The sequence below is a fragment of the Methylibium rhizosphaerae genome, from assembly GCF_006386545.1.
Lineage (GTDB): Bacteria > Pseudomonadota > Gammaproteobacteria > Burkholderiales > Burkholderiaceae_C > Pseudorivibacter > Pseudorivibacter rhizosphaerae.
Map to the genome: position 1 here is coordinate 1 of NZ_SWAR01000046.1, position 25463 is coordinate 25463.

Consider the following 25463-nt stretch of genomic DNA (forward strand, 5'->3'; position numbering starts at 1 on the left):
CCGTCTGTGCCGCCTGCGCAGCGTCGCGGCCCGAGGGTTGCCGCGAAGCGGTCGAGCAAAGCTGTCTGAGCTCCGAAGCCGCAGGCTGAGGGCGAGTTCTTTGCTCGCCCTCGGGACGCAAGCCGCGCAGGGCAGTCGGCCCGTTCAGGGCCGACCGAGCACAGTCGGGGTCGCCTTTCTTTGCCTACTTTCTTTGGCGAAGCAAAGAAAGTAGGTCGCCTGCCGGGGCGAACTCCCGGCGGGCTGCGCGAACTCCCGGCGGGCTGCCTCCCCGACAAACACCGCCGCCCAAAAGCACCCACTAGTTCCCCGCCGTATTCAACGTCCAGTTCTGGTTGTTCCCCGTGTTGCACGACCAGGTCACGAGCTCCGTCCCCTGCGTGTTCGAGAGGTTGGGCACGTCCAGGCAGGCACCCGAAGCCCGGTTGCGCAGCGTGGCCCCGCTGAGCGACCAGTGCGTCGTGTTGCCCGAGCCGCAGTCCACCTGCACCACCGGCCCGCCGGTGGTCGTGGTGTTGCTCTGCGCCAGGCACAGGCCGCTGTGCTTCGCCACGAACTGCAGGTAGCCGTCGATGTTGTTGACGGCGTACTGCTCGTTGCCGGCCGTGCCGCACGGCCACTGGATGGCCCTGGCGCCGCTCGCCGTCGACCCACCACTGATGTTGACGCACAGGCTGTTGTGGTTGGAGCGGATGCGCAGCAGCGCACTGGTGGCATCGAGCGACCGCAGGTAGTCCACCAGCGCCGCCTTGTCGGCTTCAGACAGCGTGCTGCCGCCATGGGCCGCGGTGAAGGTGGCCGCCAACGATGCCGCCTGCCCGTTGTGGAAGAACGTGCCGGTGGCCCAGCTGCCGTACAGCGTCGGCGTGTCGAAGCCCACGCCCGCCAGCGGCTGGCCGTTGCCCTGCCCTGACGACGCCTGGATGGTGCCCACGTCGCGGCGCTGCCCGTCGCGCAGCGTGATGCCGGCATGGCAGGTGGCGCACTGGGCGTCGGCAAACACCTGCTTGCCGCGCACCGCGCTGGCGGTGAGCGTGCCGTCGGCATTGCGCGCCGGGCTGCGGGCATAACGCGACAGCGAACTCAGGTACACCGCCAGGTCGTCGAGTGCGGCGCTCCTGCCGGCCTTGGCCGCCCCGAGCGGATCTGCCGTCGCGGCGAAGTCGGCGTTGGTCATGAAACCGGTGCCGCCGAAGGCATTGCGAATGTCGTTCTCGAAGTCCTGGATCTCGTCGAAGTTGGCGCTCCAGTGCACGCGGCCATGGCCCAGGCCCTGGCGGCCCTGAAGGCTGATGGTGCGGCGCAGGCCTTCGCCGCGCTGGGTGAAGTCCCACACCATGCCGTCTTCGCCGCCGTCGGCATGGCAGCTCGCGCAAGACATGTAGTTGTCGCGGCTCATGCGCCGGTCGGCGGCGTTGTAGAAGAGCTGCTTGCCGCGCAGGGCTGCGGCCGTCAGCGGCTCCTGTGCCACCGTGGCCACCGTCTGCAGCAGCGTGGCCGCCGCGCTCTGGCTGGCCAGCACCGCCGCCACGTCATGCACCGAGACCGAACGGCCGAGGAAGTTGTTGACGAACAGGCGCTTGCGGGCAGCGTCGAGGTACAGCCCGTGCGGAGCACGGCCCACGTCGGTGATCTCGCCGCGCACCGCGCGGCTGTAGGCATCGATGATGGCCACCCGGTTGCCTTCCATCTGCGCGACGAAGATGTAGTCGCCGTTGGGAGCGAACACGGCGGCGCGGGCCGGGGCGCGGTCGTCGAAGTCGAGCTGCTCGCCGAAGGCCTCGGCTGCCGCCTGCAGGTCCACCTGCGACAGGATCGAGCGCACGGTGCGGTCGTGCTCGAGATCCTTGCCGTCGCGGAAACGGCCGCGCACGATGTTGTCCTTCTTCGAGGGCAGCGCGGCACGCTTGCCGTCCGGCGAGATCACCACCTGGTGCAGGTAGTTGGGCACGCCGCGCGAGCGGCTCTCGTCGTCCACCGTGGTGGTGTCCACCCGCAGCGCGATGGTGGCAGCGCTGGTGAAGGCCTGCAGGTTCACCTTGTGCAGCTGGCCGCCGCTGGCCAGGGACTTGAAGCGGGTGACGTAGGCCGACTGGGAGTCATGGCTCACCGCGATGCCGCGCACCGCGCCGGCGAGCGACAGCGTGCCGGTGATGGCGCCGTTGGCCGGGTCGAAGCTGTGCAGCACCGACTTGTGCTCCAGCGTGAGCAGGCCCTTGGTGCGATCAGGGGTGAACACCACGCCGTAGGGGCCGCTGCCGTAGGCAAGCGACACGGTGGCCGAGGTGCTGCCGTCGGCGGCGTTCAGCGCCACCAGCTTGTCCTCGTCCTGCACCGTGACCCAGATGCGGCCGTCGGGGCCCACCGCCAGCGTGCGCGGCTCGCGGCCCACCTTCACCTCCCAGCGCTTGGCCAGGGTCTGCGCGTCGATCGAGGTCACCGTGCCGGCGTCCGGGTCCAGGCTGTAGACGTTGCCGGCATCGCCGGTGATGTTGCCCGTGTGAGTGGGCGCGGTGGCGGTCACCGGGTTGATGACGGTCACGTTGAAGGTGTAGTAGCTCTCCAGGCCGTTGGCATTGCGCACGGTGAGCGTCACGCTGTAGTGGCCGGGGCGGGTGTAGTTGTAGCTGTAGCCCGGCTGGCTGGCGAAGGAGGTGCGGGTGCCGTCGCCGAAGTTCCAGCTGTACTGCGCGGTGCCGCCCAGCACGGTGGGGTTGAACACCAGCTGGCCGTTCACCAGCGTGGGTCCGCTGCCGATGCCGGGGTCGCCCACGATGGGCAAGGCCCGCAAGGCGGCCACGTCGGTATCGCCCAGCACGCGGTGGTACACCCGCACGTCGGCGAGCGTGCCCTTGAAGTAGTCGGCATTGCCCTGGATCTGGCCGAGCAGCTGGAACTTGTTCCTCAGGCCCAGCGCGCCGGTGCGGCCGGTGGAACTGGTCTTCACGCCGTCGATGTACATCGCCTGCGCGCCCGAGGCGGCGTCGCGGGTGAGCACCACGTGGTGCCAGCTGCCGTCGTTCACCGGGTTGGGCGACTTCGTGCCCGGGTTGCCGGCGCCGGCATCGCCCACCGACAGGTTCAGCCTGCCGGTGTTGTCGATCCAGCCCCAGAACACGTCGTCGGCGCCGCCCGTCTGGTCGCGGCCGAACACGCCGGGCGCCGTCCACGGCTGGCTCGTGCCCACCTGCGTGGTCTTCATGTAGAAGCTGAGCGAGGCGCTGCCGGCGAGCACCGACGCCACGGTGTCGTCCTTCAGCGCCACGCCGCCGCTGCGCTGCGCAAACTCGAGACCGATGCTGGCGAAGGCGTCGCCGGTGGTCGGCGTGCCGTCGTTGCCGGAGACGGGATCTGCCAACGTCCTGGCCAGGCTCCAGTGGTGGGCCAGCCCGATGTCCACCGCGGTGCCGGTGGTGAAGGTGGCGCGGTAGTCGGTACCCAGCGCGTTGCCCGCATAGTCCTTCACGCCGCCGGCGGGCAGGAAGACTTCATAGGTGGTGTTGGCCTGCAGCGGCTGGCTGGGCGAGAAGTTGATGATGCCCAGCTGCACGCTGTAGGTGCCGGGCAGCGTGTTGCCGCCCACCGGCCGCACGATGAAGGTGCTCGCGTTCACCGTCTCGGGAAGGATGCTGTCCGACAGGCCGAGGCCGATGCGCGAACTCAGGGCCTGCGCGCGCGCGCCGTTGGCCGGCGAGACCTGCTTCACCACCGGCTTGGTGGTGTCGGGCGCGGTCGAATGCACCATGAAGCCGCTGCCCGAGCCGTGGTCGTTGCCGATGAACAGCAGGTTGCCGAAGGGGGCGACCTGGCCGTGGTCGGAATGCGCCTGTTCGTCGGTGCCGTCGGCGAACAGGCTGCCGCGCCCCACTTCCACATGCTGCAGCGGGTTGCTCACGTCCACCTTGTGCACGCGCACCTGCGCGCCCTGGAACACGTAGTGGTCCTGGATGCCGCAGTACAGCTGCTCGTCGATGACGAGGCGGTTGTCCTCGGCGACGAAGCGGCTGCGGTCGGACAGGTCGTAGCTGAACATCCTGGCGCCGCCGCCGCGCACCGACGCATGCAGCCTGTGGCCGTCGTAGCAGGTGGCGTAGTAGTTGGGGTTCGACGTCACCGTGTCGAGCACCTTGGGGTTCAGCGGGTCCGAGATGTCCAGGCTCGCGAAGCCGTCGGTGTTGTCCATCGAGGTGAGCACCATCTGGTTGCCCATGGTGAAGATCGGCCCGACGCGGAAGCCGCCCAGCTCGCCGGTGGGCACCGGGTTGGGCTTGCCGGCGCCGCGGTTGGCCAGCACGGCGTTGGCAGGGTCGCGCGCATCGATGATGTAGACGCCATCGTTGGCCGAGGCGACGTACAGGTACGGGGCCTGCCACCACAGCTGCCAGCTGACGTTGGCATAGTCGCCGGCGTTGACCGTGGGCAGTGCGAGCTTCTTCACCTGCTTCAGGTCGTTGATGTCGGTGAAGTCCCAGAACTCCACGCCCTTGGTGGTGGCGATGACGATCCAGTCCTTGCCGCCGATGGTGGAAACACCCATCGAATGCGCCTCGCGGAATTCGGCGGTGCGGCCTTCGGGCTCGTAGATGCGCTTGACGAGCTGGATGGACCGCGGGTTCGACACGTCATAGAGCAGGAAGCCGCCGGGGCCCAGGCCGCTGTCGGGCGCGAACAGCGTGAGGAAGTAGCCCTTGTGCATGAGCCCCACGTTGAGGCCGAAGGCCTTGCGGCCCGGGTAGGTCGCAGGCACACCCTGGTCGTCGCGCCGGATCCACGAGACCGGCTTGAACAGCTCGGCCTGCGTGTAGCTGAGATTGCCGAGGCCGGGCCCCTGCACCGGCAGCGCATCGGCCGCCAGCGCGGTCACCGCGGCGGCCATGTTCTGCAGCGTGACCATCGGGCTCTGGCCTGTGACGGCTGCATGGCTCAGCAGCGCCGCAAGGAGGAGGCCCAACACCGAAAACAGATGCCTGAGTTTCTTCACCGTTGTCTCCTGTTCTGGCCAGAGCATGTCTGGTTGAATCAATGCACGTTCTGCAATCTGCTACGCCCGCTTCGCGCTGGCGGACTCGTAGAGGTTCCATGCCACCTCGGCACTCACGCCGCGGTGGATCATCGACATCAGCGCCTGCACCACCGCCGACGGATCGCGGTGCTGGTAGACGTTGCGGCCGTAGACCATGCCCACCGCGCCCTGGTCGAGCAGCACGCGCGAGCGGGCGAACACCTGCTGCAGGTCTTCCTTGCCGCCGCCGCGCACGAGCACCGGGCAGCGCGCGGCCTGCACCACGCGGTGGAAGTCCTGCGGGTTGCTGGTCGGGTCGGCCTTGACGATGTCGGCGCCCATCTCGCGCGCCAGGCGCACCAGCGTGACGATCTTCTCTGCGTCGCCGTCGACCATGTAGCCGCCGCGTTCGGCATGCGGCGCCATCACCAGCGGCTCGATCATCAGCGGCATGCCGTAGCGGTCGCAGTCGGCACGCACCCGGGCGATGTTGGCCACGCACTGGCGAAACAGGTCCGGCTCGTCCGGCAGCATGAACAGGTTGATGACCGCGCAGGCCGCATCCATCTGCACCGCAGGCAGCACCGGGTCGTGCTCGTTCTGCAGCACGGCCCACATCACGCGATGGCGCGTCGCGTTGTACGGATTGCCCATGTCGACCCGCATCACCAGCGCCGGCTTGTCGCGCCCGGCGCGGCCTTGCAGCAGGTCGGCCTGGCCGTAGTTGAGCTGAATGGCGTCGGGCCCGGCGGCCACCAGCTGGTCCATCACGCGGGGCATGTCTTCCAGCCCCGACAGGAAGCTGGGTTCGTTGCACACGCCGTGGTCAACCGCGATGTCGAGGCAGCGCCCGTTGCTGAGCAGCCGGTTGAGCCTCGCCTGTTTGCTTGTCGGCATTCGCATTTCTCCTGGTTCGTCAAAGGCAGGGACGGCCTCGCCCCTGCGCCGGCCGCAAGGGCCGGCGCATCTGCGCGTCGTCCTGGGTCTCAGTGCTTCGTCAGCTCATCAGCGGCGTGAGGTGACGGTCGGCGGCGCCGTCGATGAGCGCCAGGTCGCCACGGCTCAGCACCACCTTGCCGGCCCCGGCGTTCTCGATCGCCTGCCGGGCCGTGCGCGCGCCGCACAGCGCCACCGTGGCACTGCCATAGGCCGTGGTCCAGGCGATCATCAGTTGCGCAAAGGTGCAGTCCAGCCGCGCGCGCACCTGCTCGATGTCGGCGAAGAAGGCGTTGAGCCGCTGGCGGTTGCCGGCCGCGAAACGCGGGTTGTCCTTGCGCTGGTCGTCGCCGCTGAACTGGCGCTGCGGATCCATGGGCCCTGCCAGCAACCCGAGCGCCAGCGACGAATAGCCGAGCACCGCCACGTCGTGCTGCCTGCACAGCGGCACCAGCTGAGCCTCGATGCCGCGGTCGATCAGGCTGTAGCGTTCCTGGATCGCATCGACCGGCCCGTGCTTCAGGTATTCGGCCAGCGTGGGCGCATCGACATTGCTCACGCCGATGGCGCGGATCTTCCCCTCGCGCTTGAGCGACAGCAGCGCGTCCATGGTTTCGGCCACCGGCGTGGTGGCGTCCTGCCAGTGGGTGATGTAGAGGTCGATGTAGTCGGTCTTCAGGCGCCTGAGGCTCTGCTCCACCTCGTAGGCGATCGAGTCGCGGCCCAGGTAGCGGTGGACGGGCCGGCCTTCCTCGTCGAAGAAGTGCGTGCCCTTGCCGGTGTGCCACACGAGGCCGCACTTGGTGGCGATCACCGCTTCGTGGCGCCGGCCTTCGAGCGCCGTGCCCACCAGCGTCTCGGCATGGCCCAGGCCATAGGCGGGCGCGGTGTCGATCAGGCGCACGCCGGCGTCGAGCGAGGCGCGGATCGCATCGATGGCGGCCGCATCGTCGGCGCCGCCCCACATCCAGCCGCCCATGGCCCAGGTGCCCAGGCCGACGTCTTCGCATTCGATGCCCGAGGCACCGAGTCTGGTCGTTCTCATCGGATGACTTTCTTGACGTTCATGAGGTGGTCGACCGTGACGGCGACCAGGAGGATCAGGCCCTTGATCACGTCCTGCCAGTAGGGCGACACATCAAGCAGGATCAGCGAGCTGGTCACCACCGACAGCAGCGCGAGGCCCAGCACCGCGCCCAGCACGGTGCCGGAGCCGCCCTTGAGGCTGGCGCCGCCGATCACCACGGCCGCGATGACGCTGAGCTCCATGCCCACGCCGAAGGTGGGCGTGGCCGCGCCGAAGCGGGCGGTGTAGATCACGCCGGCCAGCCCTGCCATCGTGGAACACAGCACCGTGACCCAGAACTTCACATGGCCGGTGCGGATGCCCGAATAGAGGGCCGCCTTCTCGTTGCTGCCGGTGTAGAAGACCTTGCGCAGCAGCGTGGCGCGGCGCAGCGCGAAGTCGCTCACCGCCACGATGAACGCGAAGATCAGGATCACCGCCGGAATGCCGCCGACCGCCCCCTGCCCGATGAACTTGAACTCCGGCGGCAGCGAGAACAGCGACTGCGGCGTGCCCTGGGTGAGCGCCAGGCACAGCCCGCGCACCACCACCATGAAGGCCAGCGATGCGATGAAGTGCGACAGGCCGATGCCGGTGACGCAGCCGCCGATCATGGCGCCGATGAGCGCGCAGCAGGCGATGGCGATGAGGCTCGAGGTCCACGGGTCCAGCCCCAGCAGGAACAGCTTGCCGGTGATCACCATGGCCAGGCACACCACCGAGCCGACCGAAAGGTCGATGCCGCCCACGATCAGCAGCACCGTCATGCCGACCACGACGATGCCCTCGATCGAGAACGACAGCAGCATCGCCCGGATGTTGTCCCAGGTGAGGAAGTGCGGCGAGGCGAAGCTCATCGCCACGCACAGCGCCGCAATGATGATCAGCAGCCCGGCCTCGCGCATGCTGGCGAAGCGGTTTCGTGCGGCCGGCGCCGCGCCGGTGCGCTGCGCGGCCATGGGCAGCGCCGCAGCGCCGGCGATGCCGCTTGCGGTTTCGAGCTTGGACATCAATGCAACTCCTGTACTTCTTCGACCGCCTCCACTGCCTCCGCTGCCCCCACGGCCGCAAGGCCGGAGGCCAGGCGCAGCAGGGCCTCTTCGGTCATGTCGGCCGCCGCCACTTCGCCGGCGAGCCGGCCTTCGCGGATCACCAGCGCGCGGTCGCACAGCCCGATGATCTCCGGCAGCTCCGACGAGATGACGATCACGCCCACGCCCTGGTTCGCCAGCTCGCGCAGGATGTGATGGATCTCGGACTTGGCCCCCACGTCCACGCCACGGGTGGGCTCGTCCATCAGCATCACCGCCGGTCGGGTGGCCAGCAGCTTGGCGATGGCCACCTTCTGCTGGTTGCCGCCCGACAGGCTGGCCGCCTCGCAGGCCACGCCGTCGGACTTGAGGTTGAGACGCGCACCCAGCTCCTGCGCCAGCCGGCGCTCGGCCGATTGCCGCAGCAGGCCCCAGCGCGAGCTCACCCGCCGCGGCGCCATCGACGAGATGTTCTGCGCCACCGACATCTCGAGGAACACGCCGGCGGCCTTGCGGTCTTCGCTCAGATAGGCGATGCCGTGCGCCAGCGCGTCGGCGTACTTGCGGATCGACAGCGGCCGGCCCTTGAGCCGCACAGCGCCGCGCCGCGCACGGCGCAGGCCGCACACGGTTTCGGCCAGCTCGCTGCGGCCGGCGCCCATAAGACCCGCGATGCCCAGCACCTCGCCGCGCTTGAGCGCGAACGAGATGCCATGCACGGCTTCGCCGTCGCCGATGTCATCGACCTCCAGCAGCGGCTCTTCCGGCGCATCGCCCGCCAGCTTGGCCGGGTAGTAGTTGCCGAGGTCGCGCCCCACCATTGCGCGCACCAGCGCGTCGGGCGACAGCTGCGCGATCTCGCCGCAGAACACGTCGCGGCCGTCGCGCAGCACGGTGGCACGGTCGCAGTGCGCAAAGATCTCGGCCATTCGGTGGCTGATGTAGATGATGCCGATGCCCTGGGCCTTGAGGTCGTGCAGCACCCGGAAGAGCGCGGCCGACTCCACCTCGGTGAGCGCGGCGGTCGGCTCGTCGAGGATCAGCACCTTGCAGTCCAGCGTCAGCGCCTTGGCGATCTCGACCAGCTGCTGGCTGCAGATGGGCAGGGTCTCGACCGGACGCGCAGGGTCGATGTCCTGGCAGCCCAGGCGCGCGAGCACTTTCGATGCACGCTCGTTGAGGCCGGCATAGTCCATCCACGCGCGCCGGCTCGCGTTCAGCTGCGACATGAAGATGTTCTCGGCCACGCTGGCATCGCCGCACAGTGCGATCTCCTGGTGCACGAGGCCGATGCCCAGCCGCATGGCATGCGCCGGTCCGTCGAGCACCACCTTCTCGCCGTGGAGCACCACGTCGCCTGCATCGGGCTGGTGAATGCCGTCGATGATCTTCATCAGCGTGGACTTGCCGGCGCCGTTCTCGCCACACAGCGCGTGGATCTCCCCGCGCCGCAGCGAAAAATGCACCCCGGCGAGCGCTCGTGACGCGCCGAAGTGCTTGGTGATGCCGCGCAGTTCGAGCAGCGGTGTCATTGGAGCCCCTCGTCCGGCCTGGGAGCGGCCCGCTGCTTCGGCTCGGGCTTCATTCGTCGATGCCCTTGGTGCCGCGACGCTTCAGGTACTTGTCCCAGTAGAAGTCGTCGGCGTTGGCCTTGTTCACCACCGACAGGCCGTTGTCGAGGAAGGGCACCGCCATCGGGTTCGTGCCATTGCGCCTGGCGTCGTTCATCGGGTCGATGAGCTGCGAGTTCTTGGCCAGGAACAGCAGCATCATGCCCATGAAGCCCTGCATGCCCTGGTTCGGGTTGATGGCGCCGAACACGTCGCCCGACTTGATCATGTCGAGGATCTTCGCGTTCACGTCGCAGCACATCACGCGGATGTTCTTCTTGGTCTCGAGCTTGGCCTGCGCCGCGCCCAGCGCCGAATTGGCCTCGGGCATGAAGATGGCGCCCAGGCCGGGGTTGGCCTGCGCGATGCTGAGCGTCGCCTGGTAGGCCTTGTTCGGGTCCTGGTTGCTGGCTGCACGGCCCGCGAGCTTCATGCCCGGGTGCTTGGTCTTCATGCGGTTGATGAAGGCGGCGATGCGGCGGTCGTGGTTGTCCTGGCCCGGGTTCTCGAGCACCGCGTACTCGCCCTTGCCGCCCAGGGCCCCGGCAATGGCGTCGGCCGCCTGCGAACCTTCGCGATCGTTGTCGGAGGTCACGAAGGACACGCGCTTGGAATTGGGCGAATCGGCCGCGAAGGTCACCACCGGGATGCCCATCGCCGCGGCCCGGTTGATCGGTTCGATGAAGGGATCGGGGTTCATCGGATGCAGCAGGATGCCCGCCGGCTTGCGCGCCAGCTCCTGCTCGAAGGACGCGAGCTGCTTGTTCACGTCGTACTCGGGCGTGCCGCTGTAGCGGGTCCTGACGCCGAGCGTGCGGCCCAGCTGCTTCATCATTTCGTACACCGGGAACCAGTACTCGACGCCCGAGACCATCACGTTCATCACGTAGACGTCGTTCGGGTTGCCGCGCAGGCCGGCGGCCGCGGCGGTCTGTGCGAAGGCACTGCCGGCCCCCAACAGGCCGGTGCCGGCCACGGCCGCGGTCTTCAAGAAATCTCGCCTCATCTCTTGTCTCCTGTGTCGTTGATTTCGCGGGGATGCCGCCTCGACTTCTGGTGTTGTCCGACGGCCTGAAGTGATTTCAGTTGTCATGACAGCGACGAAATATAGAGGACTCTTGACAAGCCACACCTAGGGGAAACACGGCTACGACTCGGCAGAAAACCGTTCACGATGTCATAACATGCGAACAGACATCTTCATCGGTATAGACATGGGCTCCACCGGCTTGAAGGCCGTTGCCTTCGAGGCGGGGAGCGGTGCCACCGTGGCGGCAGCGGGGGGTCCCCTGCCCCACATCCGCCTGCCCGGCGGCGGCTGCGAATTGGCCGACCTGGCCATACGCGAGGCGCTCATCGAGGCGTTGCGCAGCGTTTCACAGCAACTCGGACCACGGGTCGGCGAGGTGCGCGCCCTCGGCTGCACCGGTCACGGCGCCGGGCTGTATGCGCTGGGCGCGCAGGGCGAGTTGCTGCGCGGCCGCGCGGTGGCCTCCACCGACCAGCGCGCCGCGGCTCGCGCCCGCGCGCTGGCGCAACGGCACGGGCCGGTGCTGTTCGAGGACGTGGGCTGCCAGCCCTGGTCCGGCCAGCCCGGCATGGTGGCAGCGGAGCTGCTGGGCAGCGGCGCCTTGCGGCGCGGCGAGATCCGCCACCTGCTGTTTGCCAAGGACTACCTGGCCTTCCTGCTGACCGGCGAGATGGCCAGCGATGCGAGCGACGCCAGCACGGCCGGCCTGCTCTCGCTGGCCACCGGGCAATGGTCGCCGCTGGCCTTCGAAGCCGCGGGCCTGACCGAGCTGGCCGCCGATGCGCTGCCCCCGCTCGTGCCCAGCGGCACGGTGATCGGCCGGCTGCGCCCCGCCCAGGCCGCCGACTGCGGACTCCCGGCCGGGCTGCCGGTGGCCGCCAGTGCGATCGACCTGTTGGCTTCGCTGGTGGCGGTGGGTGCGCATCAGCGCGGCCAGGCAGTCGCGGTGCTCGGCACCTGGTGTGTCAATGCGGTGGTGGCCCAGGCGCGTGAACCCAAGCCGCCGGTGGGGGCCATCGTCAACTTCGGCCCAGGCGACCAGCGGCTCTACCTGGAGAACAGCCCCTCTTCGATGGCCAACATCGCCTGGCTCGCACGCACGCTGCAGTTCCCGAGCGCGGCGGCGGTGGTCGAGTGCGCGATGACGGTGCCGCTCGGTGCCGAAGGCTTGCGCTTCGTCCCCTTCATCAACGGGGGCAGCGCGCCACCGGGCGCGACGGCCGGCTTCATCGGCCTGGCCGGCCACCATGAGCGCGCGCACATGGCGCGCGCCGTCGTCGATGCGGTGGTGGCCCTGCATGCGCAGCACCTCAGCCGCCTCGCTTCGTTCGGCCTGGGCGCGCCGGGCCGCGTGGCGGCCCTGGGCGGCGGCGCGCGCGATGCGCGGCTGGTGCAGCTGCTGGCGTCGATGCTGGGCCACGCGGTCGAGCGTTGCGGCGACGACGAGACCGGCGCACGCGGCGCAGCACTGCATGCCGCGCAAGCGGTGGGCGCGCCGCCCGAAGCCCTGCCCGCACCGAGCGACCTGGTGGAACCGTCGCTGCGCGACCTGCCCGCCTGCGTGGACTTCCGCACCGGCTTTGCCGCGCTTCTGGACAACCTCGCGCCAGCCTTCGCGCAGCTGGCAGCCGGAGGCCGGCCATGACCGCACGGCCCTTCGTGCGCCCTGCATCGCTGGCGGGGCGGCATTTCCCGGTCGTGATCGTCGGCGCCGGCATCAACGGCGTGGGCGTGTTCCGCGACCTGTCGCTGCAAGGCGTGGAGTGCCTCATCGTCGACAAGGGCGACTTCGCGGCCGGCGCCAGCAGCGCCCCTTCGCGCATGATCCACGGCGGCCTGCGCTACCTGGAGCATGGCTCGTTCTCGCTGGTGGCCGAGGCCACCCGCGAGCGCAACCTGCTGTTGCGCAACGCGCCGCACCTGGTGCGCCCGCTCAAGACGGTGGTGCCGCTGTCGAACCACTTCGGCGGCCTGCTGAGCAGCATGCTGCGCTTCTTCGGCGTCAGCCGCGCGCCCAGCAGCAGAGGACTGCTCGTGGTGGCGCTGGGCCTGCGCCTGTACGACCTGCTCGGGCGCCGCCAGCGGGTGATGCCTGGGCACCGCATCGAGCGCGTGCCGCCGCGTGACGGGGCGCTGTTCCCGCCTCGCGTGCGCTGGACCGCGACCTTCTTCGATGCCTGGATCAGCCACCCCGAGTGGCTCATCCTCGAGCTGATGGCCGATGCCAGCCGCGACCAGCCCGGCTCGATGGCGGCCAACTACTGCAAGGTGACCGGCTGCGAAGGCCGCACCGTCTGCCTGCGCGACGAGATCACCGGCGAGGAGGTGCAGGTCACCGCCGATGCGGTGGTCAACGCCACCGGCGCCTGGCTCGACCGTTCAGCCCAGGCGCTCGACGGGCCCGGCGCTCGTGTGATGGGCACCAAGGGGTCGCACCTCGTGCTCGACCACCCGGCGCTGCGCCGCTCGCTCGACGGACGCATGGCGTACTTCGAGGCCTCGGACGGCCGGGTGTGCATCGTCTATCCCTTTCTCGACCGCGTGCTGGTGGGCTCCACCGACATCCCGGTGGACGACCCCGACGAGGCGACCACCGAGCCGGCCGAGATCGACTACCTGCTGGGCGTGCTGCGCGAGGTGTTCCCGCTGCTGCATTTCGGCCAGGAGCAGGTGGTCTACACCTTCGTCGGCGTGCGGCCGCTGGCGCGCTCCGAAGCCGACAAGCCGGGCAGCATCGCCCGCGACCACTCGGTGGTGATCGACCCGCCCAACGGCCGCCGGCACATCGCCATGACCGGGCTGGTGGGCGGCAAGTGGACCACCTTCCGCTCGCTGTCGGAGCAGGCTGCCAACGAGGTGCTGCGGCAGCTGGGCCGCCCGCGCACGCGCTCCACCGAATACCTGAGCATCGGCGGCGGCGCCGACCTGCCGACCGACGCCAGAGCCATGCAGACCTTCATCGAGCGCATCAGCGTGGCCGCCGGCGTGAGCCGCCGCCGTGCCGAGCAGCTGGTCGGCCGCTACGGCAGCCAGGCCCATGCGCTGGCCTTCCGTTTCGCCGGCACCGGCGAACGCCCGCTGCGCAATGCCCCCGACTACACCGACACCGAGATCGCCTACCTCTGCAGCGAAACCGGCGTGGTGCACCTGGCCGACCTTGTGGTGCGGCGCACGCTGCTGGCCATCCTGGGGAAGGTGACCGATGCGCTGCTCGCCGAGCTGGCGCAGATCGCCGCCGCGGCGCTCGGATGGAATGCCGAGCGCCGCCGGGCCGAAACCCTCGACTGCGCCAGCGAGCTGCGCGAGCGCCACCGCGTGCGGCTGTCCGCCGACCGGGAGGAGGCGCCGGCTTTGGATGCATCATTGGCGCCCACGCGCCCCATCACCACACCGCTTCCGACGTGAACAGCCCACTCGACAACCCGACACTGCTCGACCGCAACTCCGGCTCGCCCCTGTGGGTGCAGTTCCGCGACACGCTGCGCAGTCGCATCCTGCAGGGCGACCTGGCGGTCGGCGCCAAGCTGCCCACCGAAGCCGAATTCGGCGAGCAGTTCGGCATCTCGCGCATCGTGGTGCGCGAGGCACTGGCCGACCTGGTGCGCACCGGCCTCATCTACAAGATCAAGGGCCAGGGCGCCTTCGTCTCGGCCCGCGAACGCGACGAGGACTTCGTCTCGACGGTGCTCGGCTTCTCCGACGAAATGGAGCGCAAGGGCCTCACCGTGCGCACCCAGGTGCTGGCGCAGGAACTGCGCACGCCCACCGAGCAGGAGGCCAGCGCGCTGGAGCTCAAGGGCGAAGACCAGCAGGTGGTGGCGCTCAGGCGGCTGCGCAGCGTGGATGGCGAATTGCGCCTGCTGGTCGAGACCGTGGTGCCGGCCGACCTGGCACCCGGGCTGCATCGCACCCGCCTGGAAAACCGCTCGCTGTACGACGTGCTGCGGCGCCAGTACGGCCTGCGCATCGTGCGTGCCGAGCGATGGATCGACGCGGTGCTGCCCGATGCCGACGTCTGCAAGCTGCTCGACATCGCCGGCAACGAGGCGCTGTTGCGCATCGAGTCGATCGCCTACGGCGCCAATGGCCGGCCGCTGGAGCACTACCGCGCGCTGCATCGCTGCCAGTCGAGCCGGCTGCACGTGCAGACCACCGCCTGACCACCACCGGCCCGATCCGATCGACGCACCAAGAAGAAAGGCGCCCGAGGGCGCCTTTCCTTTCAGCTGGCAGAAAAGCCGGTCGCTCAGTTGAGCGGGACCTTCTTGCCGTCCTTGTAGACGTACAGCGTCATGGCCGGGTTCTTCAGCTCGCCGTCCTTCTCGAACGCCACCTTGGCGGTCACGCCGGTGTAGTTGGTTTCGAACAGCTTCGGGCCATAGACCTTCGGATCCCACGAGCCGGCACGCTTCATCGCGTCGACCAGCACGAAGGTGGCGTCGTAGGTGTAGGGCGAGTAGACCTGGAACTGGCCGGGGTACTTGGCGTCGTACTTGGCCTTCCACTCCTTGCCCTTGGCCATCTTGTCGAGCGACGAGCCGCCTTCGGCACAGATCACGTTGCCCAGCGTCTTGGCACCGGCCGACAGCTCGGCCAGCTTGGCCGTGCAGATGCCGTCGCCGCCGAAGAACTTGACGTTGGTCATGCCCAGCTGCTCCATCTGGCGCAGCATCGGGCCGCCCTGCGGGTCCATGCCGCCGAAGAACACGCCGTCCGGCTGCTTCGACTTGATGGCCGTCAGGATGGCCATGAAGTCGGTGGCCTTGTCGGTGGTGTACTGCTCGTCGACGATCTGGATGCCCTTGGACTGGGCGGTCTTCTTGAACACCTCGGCCACGCCTTGACCATAGGCCGTGCGGTCGTCGATCACGGCGACCTTCTTCAGCTTCAGGTTGTTGGCGGCATGCAGGGCCAGGCCAGCGCCGAGGGCGTTGTCATTGGCCAGCAGGCGGAAGGTGGTCTTGTAGCCGGCTTGCGTGAGCTTCGGGTTGGTGGCCGACGGCGTCACGTGCGGGATGCCGCAGTCGTTGTAGACCTTGGAGGCGGGGATGGTGGTGCCCGAGTTCAGGTGACCCACCACACCGGCGACCTTGGCGTCGCACAGCTTCTGTGCGGCGGCGGTGCCCTGCTTCGGGTCAGCAGCATCGTCTTCGGCAACCAGCTCGAACTTGACCTTCTTGCCGCCGATGGTGATGTTCTGGGTGTTGAGCTCTTCGACGGCCATGCGAGCGCCGTTTTCGTTGTCCTTGCCGTAGTGGGCTTGAGGACCCGAGACCGGGCCGACGTGGCCGATCTTCACCACCTGAACGTCCTGGGCGGATGCCAGGCCGGCGATCGTCATGGCGATGGCGCCGACGACCGCATTCAGTTTGACTTGCATGAATAGCCTCCTGTTGGGAACGTTGAGAATCGAAAGGACAGGTTATGTCTCAACGGGCGCAACCATACCCCAAATGAAACACATTTCCCCTCGGGAATCCTCGGAGCGAAATGCGCATTCAACGGGTCAACGCGGCGTGTGCCGGCGTCGTTAGCAGCGCCCTGACATCGAGCGATCCGCTCGCTCGGGCCCTGTTGTTAGCAAGAGCCAGACCACTCGCGTGCAGCGCTGCATTCAGCGTGCACGCAGCCGCGCGATCTCCTGTGCAACGGCCTTGGCCACCACGTCGCGCAGGGTCGATGCGAGGTCGTTGTGCACTTCGCGGACGAGGCTTTCGGTGAGGCGCGCGAGCGCAGGCTCGAGGGTTTCGCGCAGGCGGTGCTCGAGCATCAGATCGACCTGGCGCTGCACGTCGAAGAGCACGCGCTGCACGAGGGCGGCTTCATTGAGCGACGACGACGTGACGCCTGCAGGCGACAGCACAGGCGGCGCCGGCACCGCAGGCGTGGGCGCCACCGGAGGAGGAGGCGTTGCCGCAGCCGCAGGGGCAACCGCGCCGGCGGCGGGCTTGGACTTGCCGACGTCCACCACTTCGGTGAGCGTGGGAACCTGGCGAGGCGGCTGTGGCGTGCGAGCGTGGGTCATGCACCGGCTCCTGCCGCCGCATCGTGCCGCGAGATGCTGTAGCCGCGATCCTCGTAGTGCTTCCAGCGCGCCCGCGCTGCGTGGCGGTCTTCGGTGTCGGCGGACACCACTTCGATCAGGCGCCTGAAGCTTTCGAACCCATTGGCCAGCGACGGCCCGAGGTTGACCAGCACCTCCTGGTGCGGCGGCTCGCGCAGGGAGTCGAGCAACAGCACCGGCGTGTCGCGCTGGCGCTCGGCCACACGGGCGGCGTCGGCCGCGCGCACGTGCGGCACGAACTCCAGCGGCTCGAAGGTCCACAGCACGCGGTCGAGTTCCTGCAGCAGCGCGGCGTCGCCGGTCACCACCACCCGCGCGCGGGCCCGACAGGCCTTGCGCAGCAGACGGCAGGTGTAGACGAGCTTGTCCGGCACGTTGAAGTGGAAGGCCACCTCGGTCATCGGTGTGCCCGCTCGGTGAAACGTGAGTCGTCGATCAGGCAGCCGGCTGGCGTGCCTGCGACAGCACGAAGTGCGTCAGCAGCGGCACCGGCCGGCCGGTCGCGCCCTTGGCAGCGCCCGACTTCCAGGCGGTGCCGGCGATGTCGAGGTGCGCCCAGCGGTACTTGCCGGTGAACTTCTTGAGGAACATGGCCGCGGTGATGGCCCCGCCCGCGCGGCTGCCCACGTTGCCCATGTCGGCGAAGTTGCTCTTGAGGCCTTCTTCGTATTCGTCGTCCAGCGGCATGCGCCAGGCCGGGTCGAGCGCCTTGCGGCTGGCCGCCAGCAGTTCGGCCGCCAGCGCGTCGTCGGCGGTGAACAAGCCCGAGTTGTGGTGACCCAGTGCGATGACGCAGGCGCCGGTGAGCGTGGCGATGTCGACCACGACTGCCGGCTTGAAGCGCTCGGCATAGGTGAGCGCGTCGCACAGGATCAGCCGGCCTTCGGCGTCCGTGTTGAGGATCTCGATGGTCTGGCCCGACATGCTGGTGACCACGTCGCCGGGCTTGACGGCCCGACCGCTGGGCATGTTCTCGCAGGCCGGGATGATGCCCACCAGGTTGACCTTGGGCTTGAGCTCGCCGATGGCGCGCAGCGTCCCCAGCACGCTGGCGGCGCCGCCCATGTCGAACTTCATCTCGTCCATTTCGGCCGAAGGCTTGATCGAGATGCCGCCGGTGTCGAAGGTGATGCCCTTGCCCACCAGCACCACCGGCGCCTGGCTCTTGGCCGCGCCCTCGTAGCGCACGACGATGAAGCGCAGCGGCTCGTCGGAGCCCTGGGCCACCGCCAGGAAGGATCCCATGCCGAGCTTCTCGACCGCCTTGCGATCGAGCACCTCGACCTTGAAGCCGAACTGCTTGCCCAGCTGCCTGGCCTGGTCGGCCAGGAAGGTGGGCGTGGCATGGTTGGCCGGACGGTTGGCGCATTCGCGTGCCAGACGCACGCCTTCGGCAATGGCTTCGCCGCGGGCGAGGCCCGCCTGCACCGCCTTGGATTCGGTCTTGGTGCACACGACGCTCAGCTTCTGCAGGGCCGGTGCCGGCTGCGCGCTGGGCTTGGTGTGGCGGTAGGTGTAGACCGCATCGGCCGCCGAAGTCACTGCGACTTCGGCATGCTCGGCGCCGAGTTCCCCGGTGCCGGCATAGGCCACGGCCACATGCTTGGCTCCGGTGCCCTTGGCCTGGCCGAGCGCGGCTTGCACTGCCGTACGGATGGCCTTGGCCGTGCCGTCGGCGGCCACCGCGACGATCACGCGAGGCGCCTTCACGCCTGGGAGCCGGTGGAGGTAGAGCACGCGGCCGGGCTTCCATTGCAGGTCGCCCTGGTTCACGGCGTCCTGCAGGGCATCGGCCAGCGGTTTGTCGAGCGTCTGCTGCTTCAGCTCGCCGGCCACCACCACGACCAGGGCGTCGGCGATCACGCCGGAGAGTGCGCCGCGCGCTGCAATGAGAGAACGAAAGTCCATAATGACGAGCGAATATTGAATCCGTCGATGTTATTCGATTCCTCCTTGCGCCGAGAGCTGGCGCGCAGCTTCGGTGCCACCCTGGTCGTGATCCTCACCATCGTGCTGACGATGATGCTGATCCGCACGCTCGGCCTTGCCGCCGGCGGCTCGGTGGCCCCCCAGGACGTGGCCCTGCTGCTGGGCTACACCGCGCTGGGCCACCTGCCCACCATGCTGAGCCTGTCGCTCTTCATCGCGATCGTCTCCACCCTCACCCGCATGTACCGCGACAGCGAAATGGTGATCTGGTTCGCCAGCGGACTGGGGCTCGGTCGCTTCGTCAAGCCGGTGGTGCGCCTGGGCTGGCCGGTGCTGGCGGCCATCGCGGTGCTGGCGCTGGTGGTATGGCCCTGGGGCAACCGGCAGGTCGCCGAGCTGAAGGACCGCTACGAGAAGCGCTCCGACCTGTCGCGGGTGGCGCCGGGCCAGTTCCAGACGTCGAGCGACGGGCGCCGGGTGTTCTTCGTCGAGCGCGGCGAAGGCGACTCGGTGGCCGGCCGCAACGTGTTCATCCTGCAGAACGAAAACGACCGTGAGTCGGTGACCACGGCACGCAGCGGCCAGATCGAGATGACCGACGGCGATCGCTACCTGATCCTCGAACGCGGCCAGCGCACCGACACCGACCTCAAGACCCAGGAAAAGCAGCTGGCCCAGTTCGACCGCTACCGCGTGCTGGCGGGTGAGCGCGTAGCCACCGGTTCCGACTACCTGCCGCCGCGGGCGCAGCCGACCTTCGAGCTGATGCTGCGCCCTTCGAACCGCCACCTGGGTGAGCTGGCCTGGCGCCTGGGACTGGCCTTCGGCGGCATCAACCTGCTGCTGCTGGGTGTGGGGCTGGCCGCCAGCAACCCGCGGCGCGGCGGCAGCTGGAACCTCATGTATGCGCTGCTGGCCTTCGTCGTCTACTACAACCTGTTGAGCCTGTCGCAGGCCTGGGTGTCGTCCGGCAAGCTGGGGCTGGGCGCCTGCCTGCTGCTCATCCACGGCGGCACGCTGCTGGGCGCGCTCACGCTGCTGTGGTGGCGCGACCGCGGGTCAGCCGCCGGCGGCTTGCGCCGACTGCGCCCGGCCCGTTGAACCCCCGCCAAACATGCGCACCGTCCGCCGACTGCTTTATGCCGACATCCTGGGTGCGGTCACCTTCGTGACCGTGGCCTTCCTCGCGCTGTTCTTCTTCATCGACTTCGTCGATGAGCTCGAAGACGTAGGCAAGCGCGGCTACGGCGCCTGGCACGCCGCCCTGTACTGCCTGCTCGAGATGCCGGGACACTTCTACGAGCTGTTCCCCATCACCGTGCTGATCGGCTCGATCTATGCCATGGCGCGGCTGGCGCAGTCGTCGGAGTTCACCATCCTGCGCACCGGCGGGCTCGGCCCGGGCCGCGCGCTCAGCCTGCTCGCGGTGCTGGGCGCGATCTTCGGGGTGCTGACCTTCGTGGTGGGCGACTTCGTGGCGCCGCTGTCGGAACGCGAGGCCACGCTGCTGCATGCGCGCTTCAAGGGCGGCCTGGCGCTGGGGCGCACCGGCGCGTGGCTCAAGGACAGCCGCCAGATGCCCGACGGCGAGCACACCTTCTCGGTCAACGTGGCGCGCGCCACCGCCGACGGCAGCTTTCACGGCATCCGCATCTTCGAGTTCAACCCCGACGGCCGCCTCGTCACCCGCATGGCGGCCGAGAGCGGACGTGTCGGCGGCCGGGGCGCCTGGACGCTGCAGAAGCTGCAGGTCACCCACTGGGACGCCAGCGGTACGGCTTTGCAGCCGGTTCGCGAGGAACGGCTCGAGGAAATGGAGTGGCCCACCACACTCACCAGCGCGGTGGTGTCGGCCGCAGTGCTGCCGCTCAAGACCATGTCCACCGCGTCGCTGTTCACCTACATGACGCACCTGTCCAGCCACGAGCAGGAGGCGCAGCGCTACGAGATCCAGTTCTGGAAGAAGGCGCTCTATCCGCTGGCCTGCCTGGTGATGGTGGGCCTCGCCCTGCCCTTCGCCTACCTGCATGCGCGCGGCGGCGGCGTGAGCTTCAAGGTCTTCGGCGGCATCATGCTGGGCATCAGCTTCGTGCTGCTCAACAACATCTCCAGCCACCTGGGCCTGCTGCAGAACTGGACGCCGTGGGTGGCTGCAGCGATGCCCAGCGTGGTGTACCTGCTGCTGTCGCTGGCCGCGTTCAGCTGGCTGGTGAGGTACCGGTGATGGCCGCGCACGGACACGGCACGCTCCTGTTTGCGCACGGTGCACGCGACCCGGGCTGGGCCGCACCGTTCGAGGCCACCGCGGCGCGACTGGGCGAGCTCTCGGCCGGTGAACCGGTCGCGCTGGCCTTCCTCGAGTTCATGACGCCGGACCTGGCCACGGCGGGCCGGCAACTGGCCGAGCGCGGCTGCAAGACGGTGACCGTGGTGCCGCTCTTCCTGGGCGCCGGCGGTCACGTGCGCAAGGACGTCCCCGAACTGCTGGAGCAGCTGCGCCGCAGCCACCCCGGCGTGCACTGGCGGCTTGCGCCGGCGATCGGCGCGCAGCCGGGCGTCATCGAGGCTATGGCGCAGGCCGCACTGTCCCTCGGCGTTTCAGCACCAACCCCATGAACCTGCACCAGTTCCGCTTCGTCCAGGAGGCTGCCCGGCGCAACCTCAACCTCACCGAAACGGCCAAGGCGCTTTTCACCTCGCAGCCAGGCATTTCGAAAGCCATCCTCGAGCTCGAGGAGGAGCTGGGCGTGGACATCTTCGCGCGCCACGGCAAGCGCCTGAAGCGCATCACGGAGCCGGGCCAGCAGGTGCTCAAGGCCATCGAGATCATCATGCGCGAGGTCGGCAACCTGAAGCGCATCGGCGAGGAGTTCTCGAAGCAGGACGCCGGCACGCTCTCCATCGCCACCACGCACACGCAGGCGCGCTACGTGCTGCCAGCGCCGGTGGCGGCCCTGCGCAAGCGCTACCCGAAGGTGGCGGTGAGCCTGCACCAGGGCACACCGGAGCAGGTGGCGCGCATGGTGCTCGAGGAAACCGCCGAGATCGGCCTGGCCACCGAATCGCTTTCCGGCTTCGACGACCTGGTGACGCTGCCCTGCTACGAATGGCAGCACGTGGTGGTGCTACCCGCGCAACACCACCTCGCGCAGGTGGAGCGGCTCACCCTGGAGCAGCTGGCGGCCGAGCCGCTTATCTCCTACCACCCGTCGTTCACCGGCCGCACGCGCATCGACCAGGCCTTCGAGACCAAGCGGCTCAAGCCCAACGTGGTGCTGGAGGCGATCGACTCCGACGTGATCAAGACCTATGTGCGCCTCGGCCTGGGCATCGGCATCGTGGCCGAGATGGCGGTGCGCGAAGACCCGTACCTCGCGCCCGGCGGCGAGCTCGTGTGGCGGCCGGCCAGCCACCTGTTCGGGCAGAACGTCGCGCGGGTCGCCTTCAAGCGCGGCACCTACCTGCGCAACTTCGTCTACACCTTCGCCGAGCTGGTGTCCGACCGCCTGAGCCGCGCGCTCATCACGCGGGCCATGAGCGGCGACGCCGAAACCTACGACCTCTGAGATGAACCACCGAACGCCCGCCGTCGAGAGCCGCCTGCCCCATGTGGGCACCACGATCTTCACCGTCATGTCGGCGCTCGCCCAGGAGCACGGCGCCGTCAACCTCGGCCAGGGCTTCCCCGACTTCGACTGCGACCCGAAGCTGGTGGACGAGGTGACGCGCGCCATGCGCAGCGGCCTCAACCAGTACCCGCCGATGACCGGCGTGCCGGCGTTGCGCGAAGCCGTTGCCGACAAGATCGCCACGCTGTACGGTCACCGCTACGACGCGGCAAGCGAAATCACCATCACCGCGGGCGCCACCCAGGCCATCATCACGTCCATCCTGGCCACGGTGCACCCGGGCGACGAGGTCATCGTGCTGGAGCCCTGCTACGACAGCTACGAGCCCAGCATCACGCTGGCCGGCGGCAGGACGGTATTCGTCCCGCTCACGCCCGGCACCTTCCGCCCCGACTTCGACCGCATTGCCGCCGCGCTGTCGCCGCGCACGCGTGCCATCCTCGTCAACACGCCGCACAACCCGAGCGCCACCATCTGGACGGCGGCCGACATGCAGCGCCTGGCCGAACTGCTGCGTCCCACCGACGCGCTGGTGATCGCCGACGAGGTGTACGAGCACATGGTCTACGACGGCGCGCCGCACGAAAGCGTGGCTCGCCACCCCGAGCTGGCCGCGCGCAGCATCCTCATCTCCAGCTTCGGCAAGACCTACCACGTGACCGGCTGGAAGGTGGGCTACGTGGCCGCGCCGGCCGCACTGATGGCCGAGTTCCGCAAGGTGCACCAGTTCAACGTGTTCACCGTCAACACGCCGGTGCAGCATGCGCTTGCCGCCTACATGGCCGACCCGAAGCCCTATCTCGAACTGGCCGCCTTCTACCAGCGCAAGCGCGACCTGTTCCGCGAAGGCCTTGCGGGCACGAAGCTGAAGCTGCTGCCCAGCACCGGCAGCTACTTCCAGTGCGTGGATTACAGCGCGGTGAGCGACCAGACCGAAGTGGACTTCTGCCGCCGGCTCACCACCGAGGTCGGCGTCGCAGCCATTCCGCTGTCGGTGTTCTACGAACAGGGCTTCGAGCAGCGCATCGTGCGCTTCTGCTTCGCCAAGCGCGACGAGACCCTGCAAACGGCGCTGGACCGGCTCGCGCGGCTGTAGGCGCGTCGGCGTCTCAGGCGCCTCAGGCGTCGCGACGGGGCAGCGGCTGCGTGATGTCGAGCCGCTCGAATTCGATCAGCCCGGAGTAACGCTGCAGTTCTGCCCGATGTTCGGGCTGCGGCACATGCTCGATCACCGGCGCGTGCTCCACGTCGAGATCGAGGTCGAGCGACGGCAGCTCGGCGGCAGGCGCCTGCCCGGCGGGCCCCGCCGGGGAGCTGGCCACCAGCGGCCCCATCGTCGTGAGCGTGAAGGCGCCGAGCTGGTCGGGCTCGTCGCCCATCGGCAGCAGCAGGTCCACCACGTCGCCCGTGGCACGCCCGGTGTCCGACAGGTCGCGCGCGATCGAATACAGGAACAGCAGCTCCCGGTAGGCCGGCAGGTCGAAGGTGCCCGCGCTTTCGTCCTGCCGCAGCAACGAAGCCTGGAGCACGTCGAGTGCATGCGCCGGCGTGGCCCACAGGCTCTGAAGGCGCCGGATCACTTCCGGATAGTCGGCCAGCGTGCGGCCATGCATCAGGTCTTCGTCCCACGACGGCGCGTAGGCGTTGAAGCGGCTGTTGAAGCGGTCGCGGATGCGGTCGTATTCGGCGCGGTCGCCGCGGTGCTGGTAGATCTCCAGCAGCTTCAGGTAGGGCAGCGGGCTGGTGCCTGCGGTGTTGCGCACGTGGCTCATCAGCAGGTCGATCGCCGCATCTTCCTGGCCCAGCACGATGAAGAACTCGGCCTGCTGCTCCAGGTCGATCAGTTCCTCGACCGAGACCTCGCGCCGCGGTGTGTCGACGGCCGCCGGCGAATGTGGCGGCAGCTCCAGCTCCGAGACCGGTTGCGCCGCCGGCATCGGCGCGGTCGGCAGCGACGTCACGGAGGCCGTGGTCGTGAACGGCGTGGGATCGGTCACCACCGGGTCGGAAAGGCGCGACGAGTTCGTGGCTTCGTGGCGCGCAGGCTCATGCGGCGCCATGGCTTCGGCGACGCCCTGCGCCTCCCGGTTCCACCAGGCGGCCTGCAGTTCGCGCCGGCGCTTCCACCAGGCCGAAACCAGCAGCAGGAACAGCAAGGCGCACAGGGCTGCAAGGCCGAAGACCAGCGGGTTGGCATGGCGCTCCTCTTCGGCACGTTGCAGGCGCGCCTCCAGCGCGGCCAGCGTGTTGCGAGTGGCATCGCTGTCCCTGCGCACCGTCGCGAACTGCTCTTCTAGCTTCTGCAGCTTTTCGCGGTCGCGCGCCATCTCTTCGGGCGTCGCGTTGAGCGCACGCCACAGCGCAGCCACGGCGGCACGCTGCTCGCTGCTGCCCTCGGCCGGCGGCGGCAGCGTGTCGTCCAGCCGCAGTTCCGGGTTGGCCAGCACGTCGGCATCGACCGGGTCGAGCTGCAGTCGCGGCGCGGGCGCGTGCGCAGCCGCCCGTTCTGCCCGCCTGGGCGCACGCGTTGCAGCCGACGACGGCGTCCGCGGGGCGCGGGGCTGGGTAGCCGCAGGCGCCGGCGTGCCGGCCCGGGAAGGCGCCGCTTGTGCCATGGCAGCCGCGGGGGCGCGCCGTTCGGGCGGTCGGTCCGCAGGGGGCGATGCCGTTGCCGCATGGGCCTGTGGCGCCTGTGCCAGGTTCACGACCGGCGGGTCGGCGAAGAGGGTGAACTCGCGCGAGATGCGAGCCGTGCAACCCACGGTCACGTGCGCGGTCACCACGGGTTCGTCGACCACGCTGTTGGTGGTGATGCGAATGCCTTGGGGATCCACCGAGACCTCGACGGCCGGCGACGGGAGACGGTTGTCGCCGAACAGCACGCCCGCACTGACGCACTCGGGCGCCAAGGCCTCGCCGGCGTCGAGCCGCACCGGCAGCTTGATGGAGAGCGGCTGGCCCAGCACGGCTGCGCTCGTCGCGCGGCCCAGGCCGATGGACCACGATGCGTGAGCGACGCAGAGCAGCGTCACCGCGATCGCCAGTCTCGTGAGTGATCGGTTCATGCTTTCGTTATCGTCACCCCCGGGGCACTCTAGCATGGGGTTACACGTGGTTTAGGCGCAAAAACGAGCAGAAGGCCACATGACACAATCCTTTTTCACTG

At 68.9% G+C, this 25463-nt stretch carries 19 protein-coding genes; 8 read left to right on the forward strand and 11 right to left on the reverse strand.

Going from position 1 to position 25463, the window contains the following annotated elements; all coding sequences use genetic code 11:
* Positions 1–301: 301 nt before the first annotated feature.
* From E8D38_RS23725 to E8D38_RS23750, 6 genes are all read right to left on the reverse strand, one after another.
* On the reverse strand, positions 302–4981 hold the full coding sequence (locus tag E8D38_RS23725) for a LamG-like jellyroll fold domain-containing protein (RefSeq protein ID WP_246099631.1): 4680 nt from the start codon (positions 4979–4981) through the stop codon (positions 302–304).
* 60 nt (positions 4982–5041) lie between these two features.
* A complete protein-coding gene (locus E8D38_RS23730) occupies positions 5042–5899 on the reverse strand; it encodes a class I fructose-bisphosphate aldolase (RefSeq protein WP_140636325.1) in 858 nt (285 codons plus the stop codon).
* Positions 5900–5999: 100 nt separating this feature from the next.
* Positions 6000–6983: an aldo/keto reductase gene (locus tag E8D38_RS23735; protein WP_140636327.1), complete on the reverse strand. Its 984-nt coding sequence runs from the start codon at positions 6981–6983 to the stop codon at positions 6000–6002.
* On the reverse strand, positions 6980–7963 hold the full coding sequence (locus E8D38_RS23740; RefSeq protein ID WP_219851851.1) for an ABC transporter permease: 984 nt from the start codon (positions 7961–7963) through the stop codon (positions 6980–6982). Before E8D38_RS23740 ends, E8D38_RS23735 begins: the two co-directional genes overlap by 4 nt.
* 50 nt (positions 7964–8013) lie before the next feature.
* Positions 8014–9567 (reverse strand): sugar ABC transporter ATP-binding protein, encoded by a 1554-nt coding sequence (locus E8D38_RS23745; RefSeq protein WP_140636331.1) that lies wholly within the window; start codon positions 9565–9567, stop codon positions 8014–8016.
* 49 nt (positions 9568–9616) lie between these two features.
* Entirely contained in the window at positions 9617–10651 is a 1035-nt protein-coding gene (locus E8D38_RS23750; RefSeq protein WP_140636334.1) for a substrate-binding domain-containing protein, read from the reverse strand.
* 178 nt (positions 10652–10829) lie between these two features.
* Here E8D38_RS23750 and E8D38_RS23755 point away from each other — a divergent pair, with 178 nt between their 5' ends.
* From E8D38_RS23755 to E8D38_RS23765, 3 genes are read left to right on the forward strand one after another with little or no spacing between them, the layout of a single operon-like run.
* Entirely contained in the window at positions 10830–12320 is a 1491-nt protein-coding gene (locus tag E8D38_RS23755) for an FGGY family carbohydrate kinase (protein WP_140636336.1), read from the forward strand.
* Positions 12317–14080, forward strand: a complete 1764-nt coding sequence (locus E8D38_RS23760; RefSeq protein WP_140636338.1) for a glycerol-3-phosphate dehydrogenase/oxidase — start codon at positions 12317–12319, stop codon at positions 14078–14080. Before E8D38_RS23755 ends, E8D38_RS23760 begins: the two co-directional genes overlap by 4 nt.
* Positions 14077–14835, forward strand: a complete 759-nt coding sequence (locus E8D38_RS23765) for a GntR family transcriptional regulator (RefSeq protein WP_140636340.1) — start codon at positions 14077–14079, stop codon at positions 14833–14835. The genes E8D38_RS23760 and E8D38_RS23765 overlap by 4 nt, the downstream gene beginning before the upstream one ends.
* An 86-nt stretch (positions 14836–14921) precedes the next feature.
* On the opposite strand, the gene E8D38_RS23770 is transcribed toward E8D38_RS23765, so the two are convergent.
* The 4 genes from E8D38_RS23770 to E8D38_RS23785 form a co-directional block, all read right to left on the reverse strand.
* Positions 14922–16055, reverse strand: a complete 1134-nt coding sequence (locus E8D38_RS23770; RefSeq protein WP_140636342.1) for a branched-chain amino acid ABC transporter substrate-binding protein — start codon at positions 16053–16055, stop codon at positions 14922–14924.
* 234 nt (positions 16056–16289) lie between these two features.
* On the reverse strand, positions 16290–16700 hold the full coding sequence (locus E8D38_RS23775) for a hypothetical protein (protein WP_140636344.1): 411 nt from the start codon (positions 16698–16700) through the stop codon (positions 16290–16292).
* Positions 16697–17140, reverse strand: coding sequence for a DNA polymerase III subunit chi (locus tag E8D38_RS23780; RefSeq protein ID WP_140636346.1), 444 nt, complete (start codon positions 17138–17140; stop codon positions 16697–16699). The genes E8D38_RS23775 and E8D38_RS23780 overlap by 4 nt, the downstream gene beginning before the upstream one ends.
* Before the next feature lie 34 nt (positions 17141–17174).
* Positions 17175–18647: a leucyl aminopeptidase gene (locus E8D38_RS23785; protein WP_140636348.1), complete on the reverse strand. Its 1473-nt coding sequence runs from the start codon at positions 18645–18647 to the stop codon at positions 17175–17177.
* 27 nt (positions 18648–18674) lie between these two features.
* Between E8D38_RS23785 and lptF the strand changes: the two genes are divergently transcribed.
* Genes lptF through E8D38_RS23810 form a run of 5 tightly spaced genes read left to right on the forward strand, consistent with a single transcriptional unit; the run spans position 18675 to position 23393 of the window.
* Positions 18675–19769, forward strand: coding sequence for an LPS export ABC transporter permease LptF (gene lptF / locus E8D38_RS23790; RefSeq protein ID WP_140636350.1), 1095 nt, complete (start codon positions 18675–18677; stop codon positions 19767–19769).
* Between the two features lie 13 nt (positions 19770–19782).
* On the forward strand, positions 19783–20892 hold the full coding sequence (gene lptG, locus E8D38_RS23795) for an LPS export ABC transporter permease LptG (RefSeq protein ID WP_140636352.1): 1110 nt from the start codon (positions 19783–19785) through the stop codon (positions 20890–20892).
* Positions 20892–21284, forward strand: a complete 393-nt coding sequence (locus tag E8D38_RS23800) for a sirohydrochlorin chelatase (protein ID WP_140636354.1) — start codon at positions 20892–20894, stop codon at positions 21282–21284. Before lptG ends, E8D38_RS23800 begins: the two co-directional genes overlap by 1 nt.
* A complete protein-coding gene (locus E8D38_RS23805; RefSeq protein ID WP_140636356.1) occupies positions 21281–22234 on the forward strand; it encodes a CysB family HTH-type transcriptional regulator in 954 nt (317 codons plus the stop codon). The genes E8D38_RS23800 and E8D38_RS23805 overlap by 4 nt, the downstream gene beginning before the upstream one ends.
* A 1-nt stretch (position 22235) precedes the next feature.
* Positions 22236–23393, forward strand: coding sequence for a pyridoxal phosphate-dependent aminotransferase (locus E8D38_RS23810; RefSeq protein WP_140636358.1), 1158 nt, complete (start codon positions 22236–22238; stop codon positions 23391–23393).
* Between the two features lie 22 nt (positions 23394–23415).
* On the opposite strand, the gene E8D38_RS23815 is transcribed toward E8D38_RS23810, so the two are convergent.
* Positions 23416–25362, reverse strand: a complete 1947-nt coding sequence (locus E8D38_RS23815; RefSeq protein WP_140636361.1) for a type IV pilus assembly protein FimV — start codon at positions 25360–25362, stop codon at positions 23416–23418.
* Between the last annotated feature and the right edge of the window lie 101 nt (positions 25363–25463).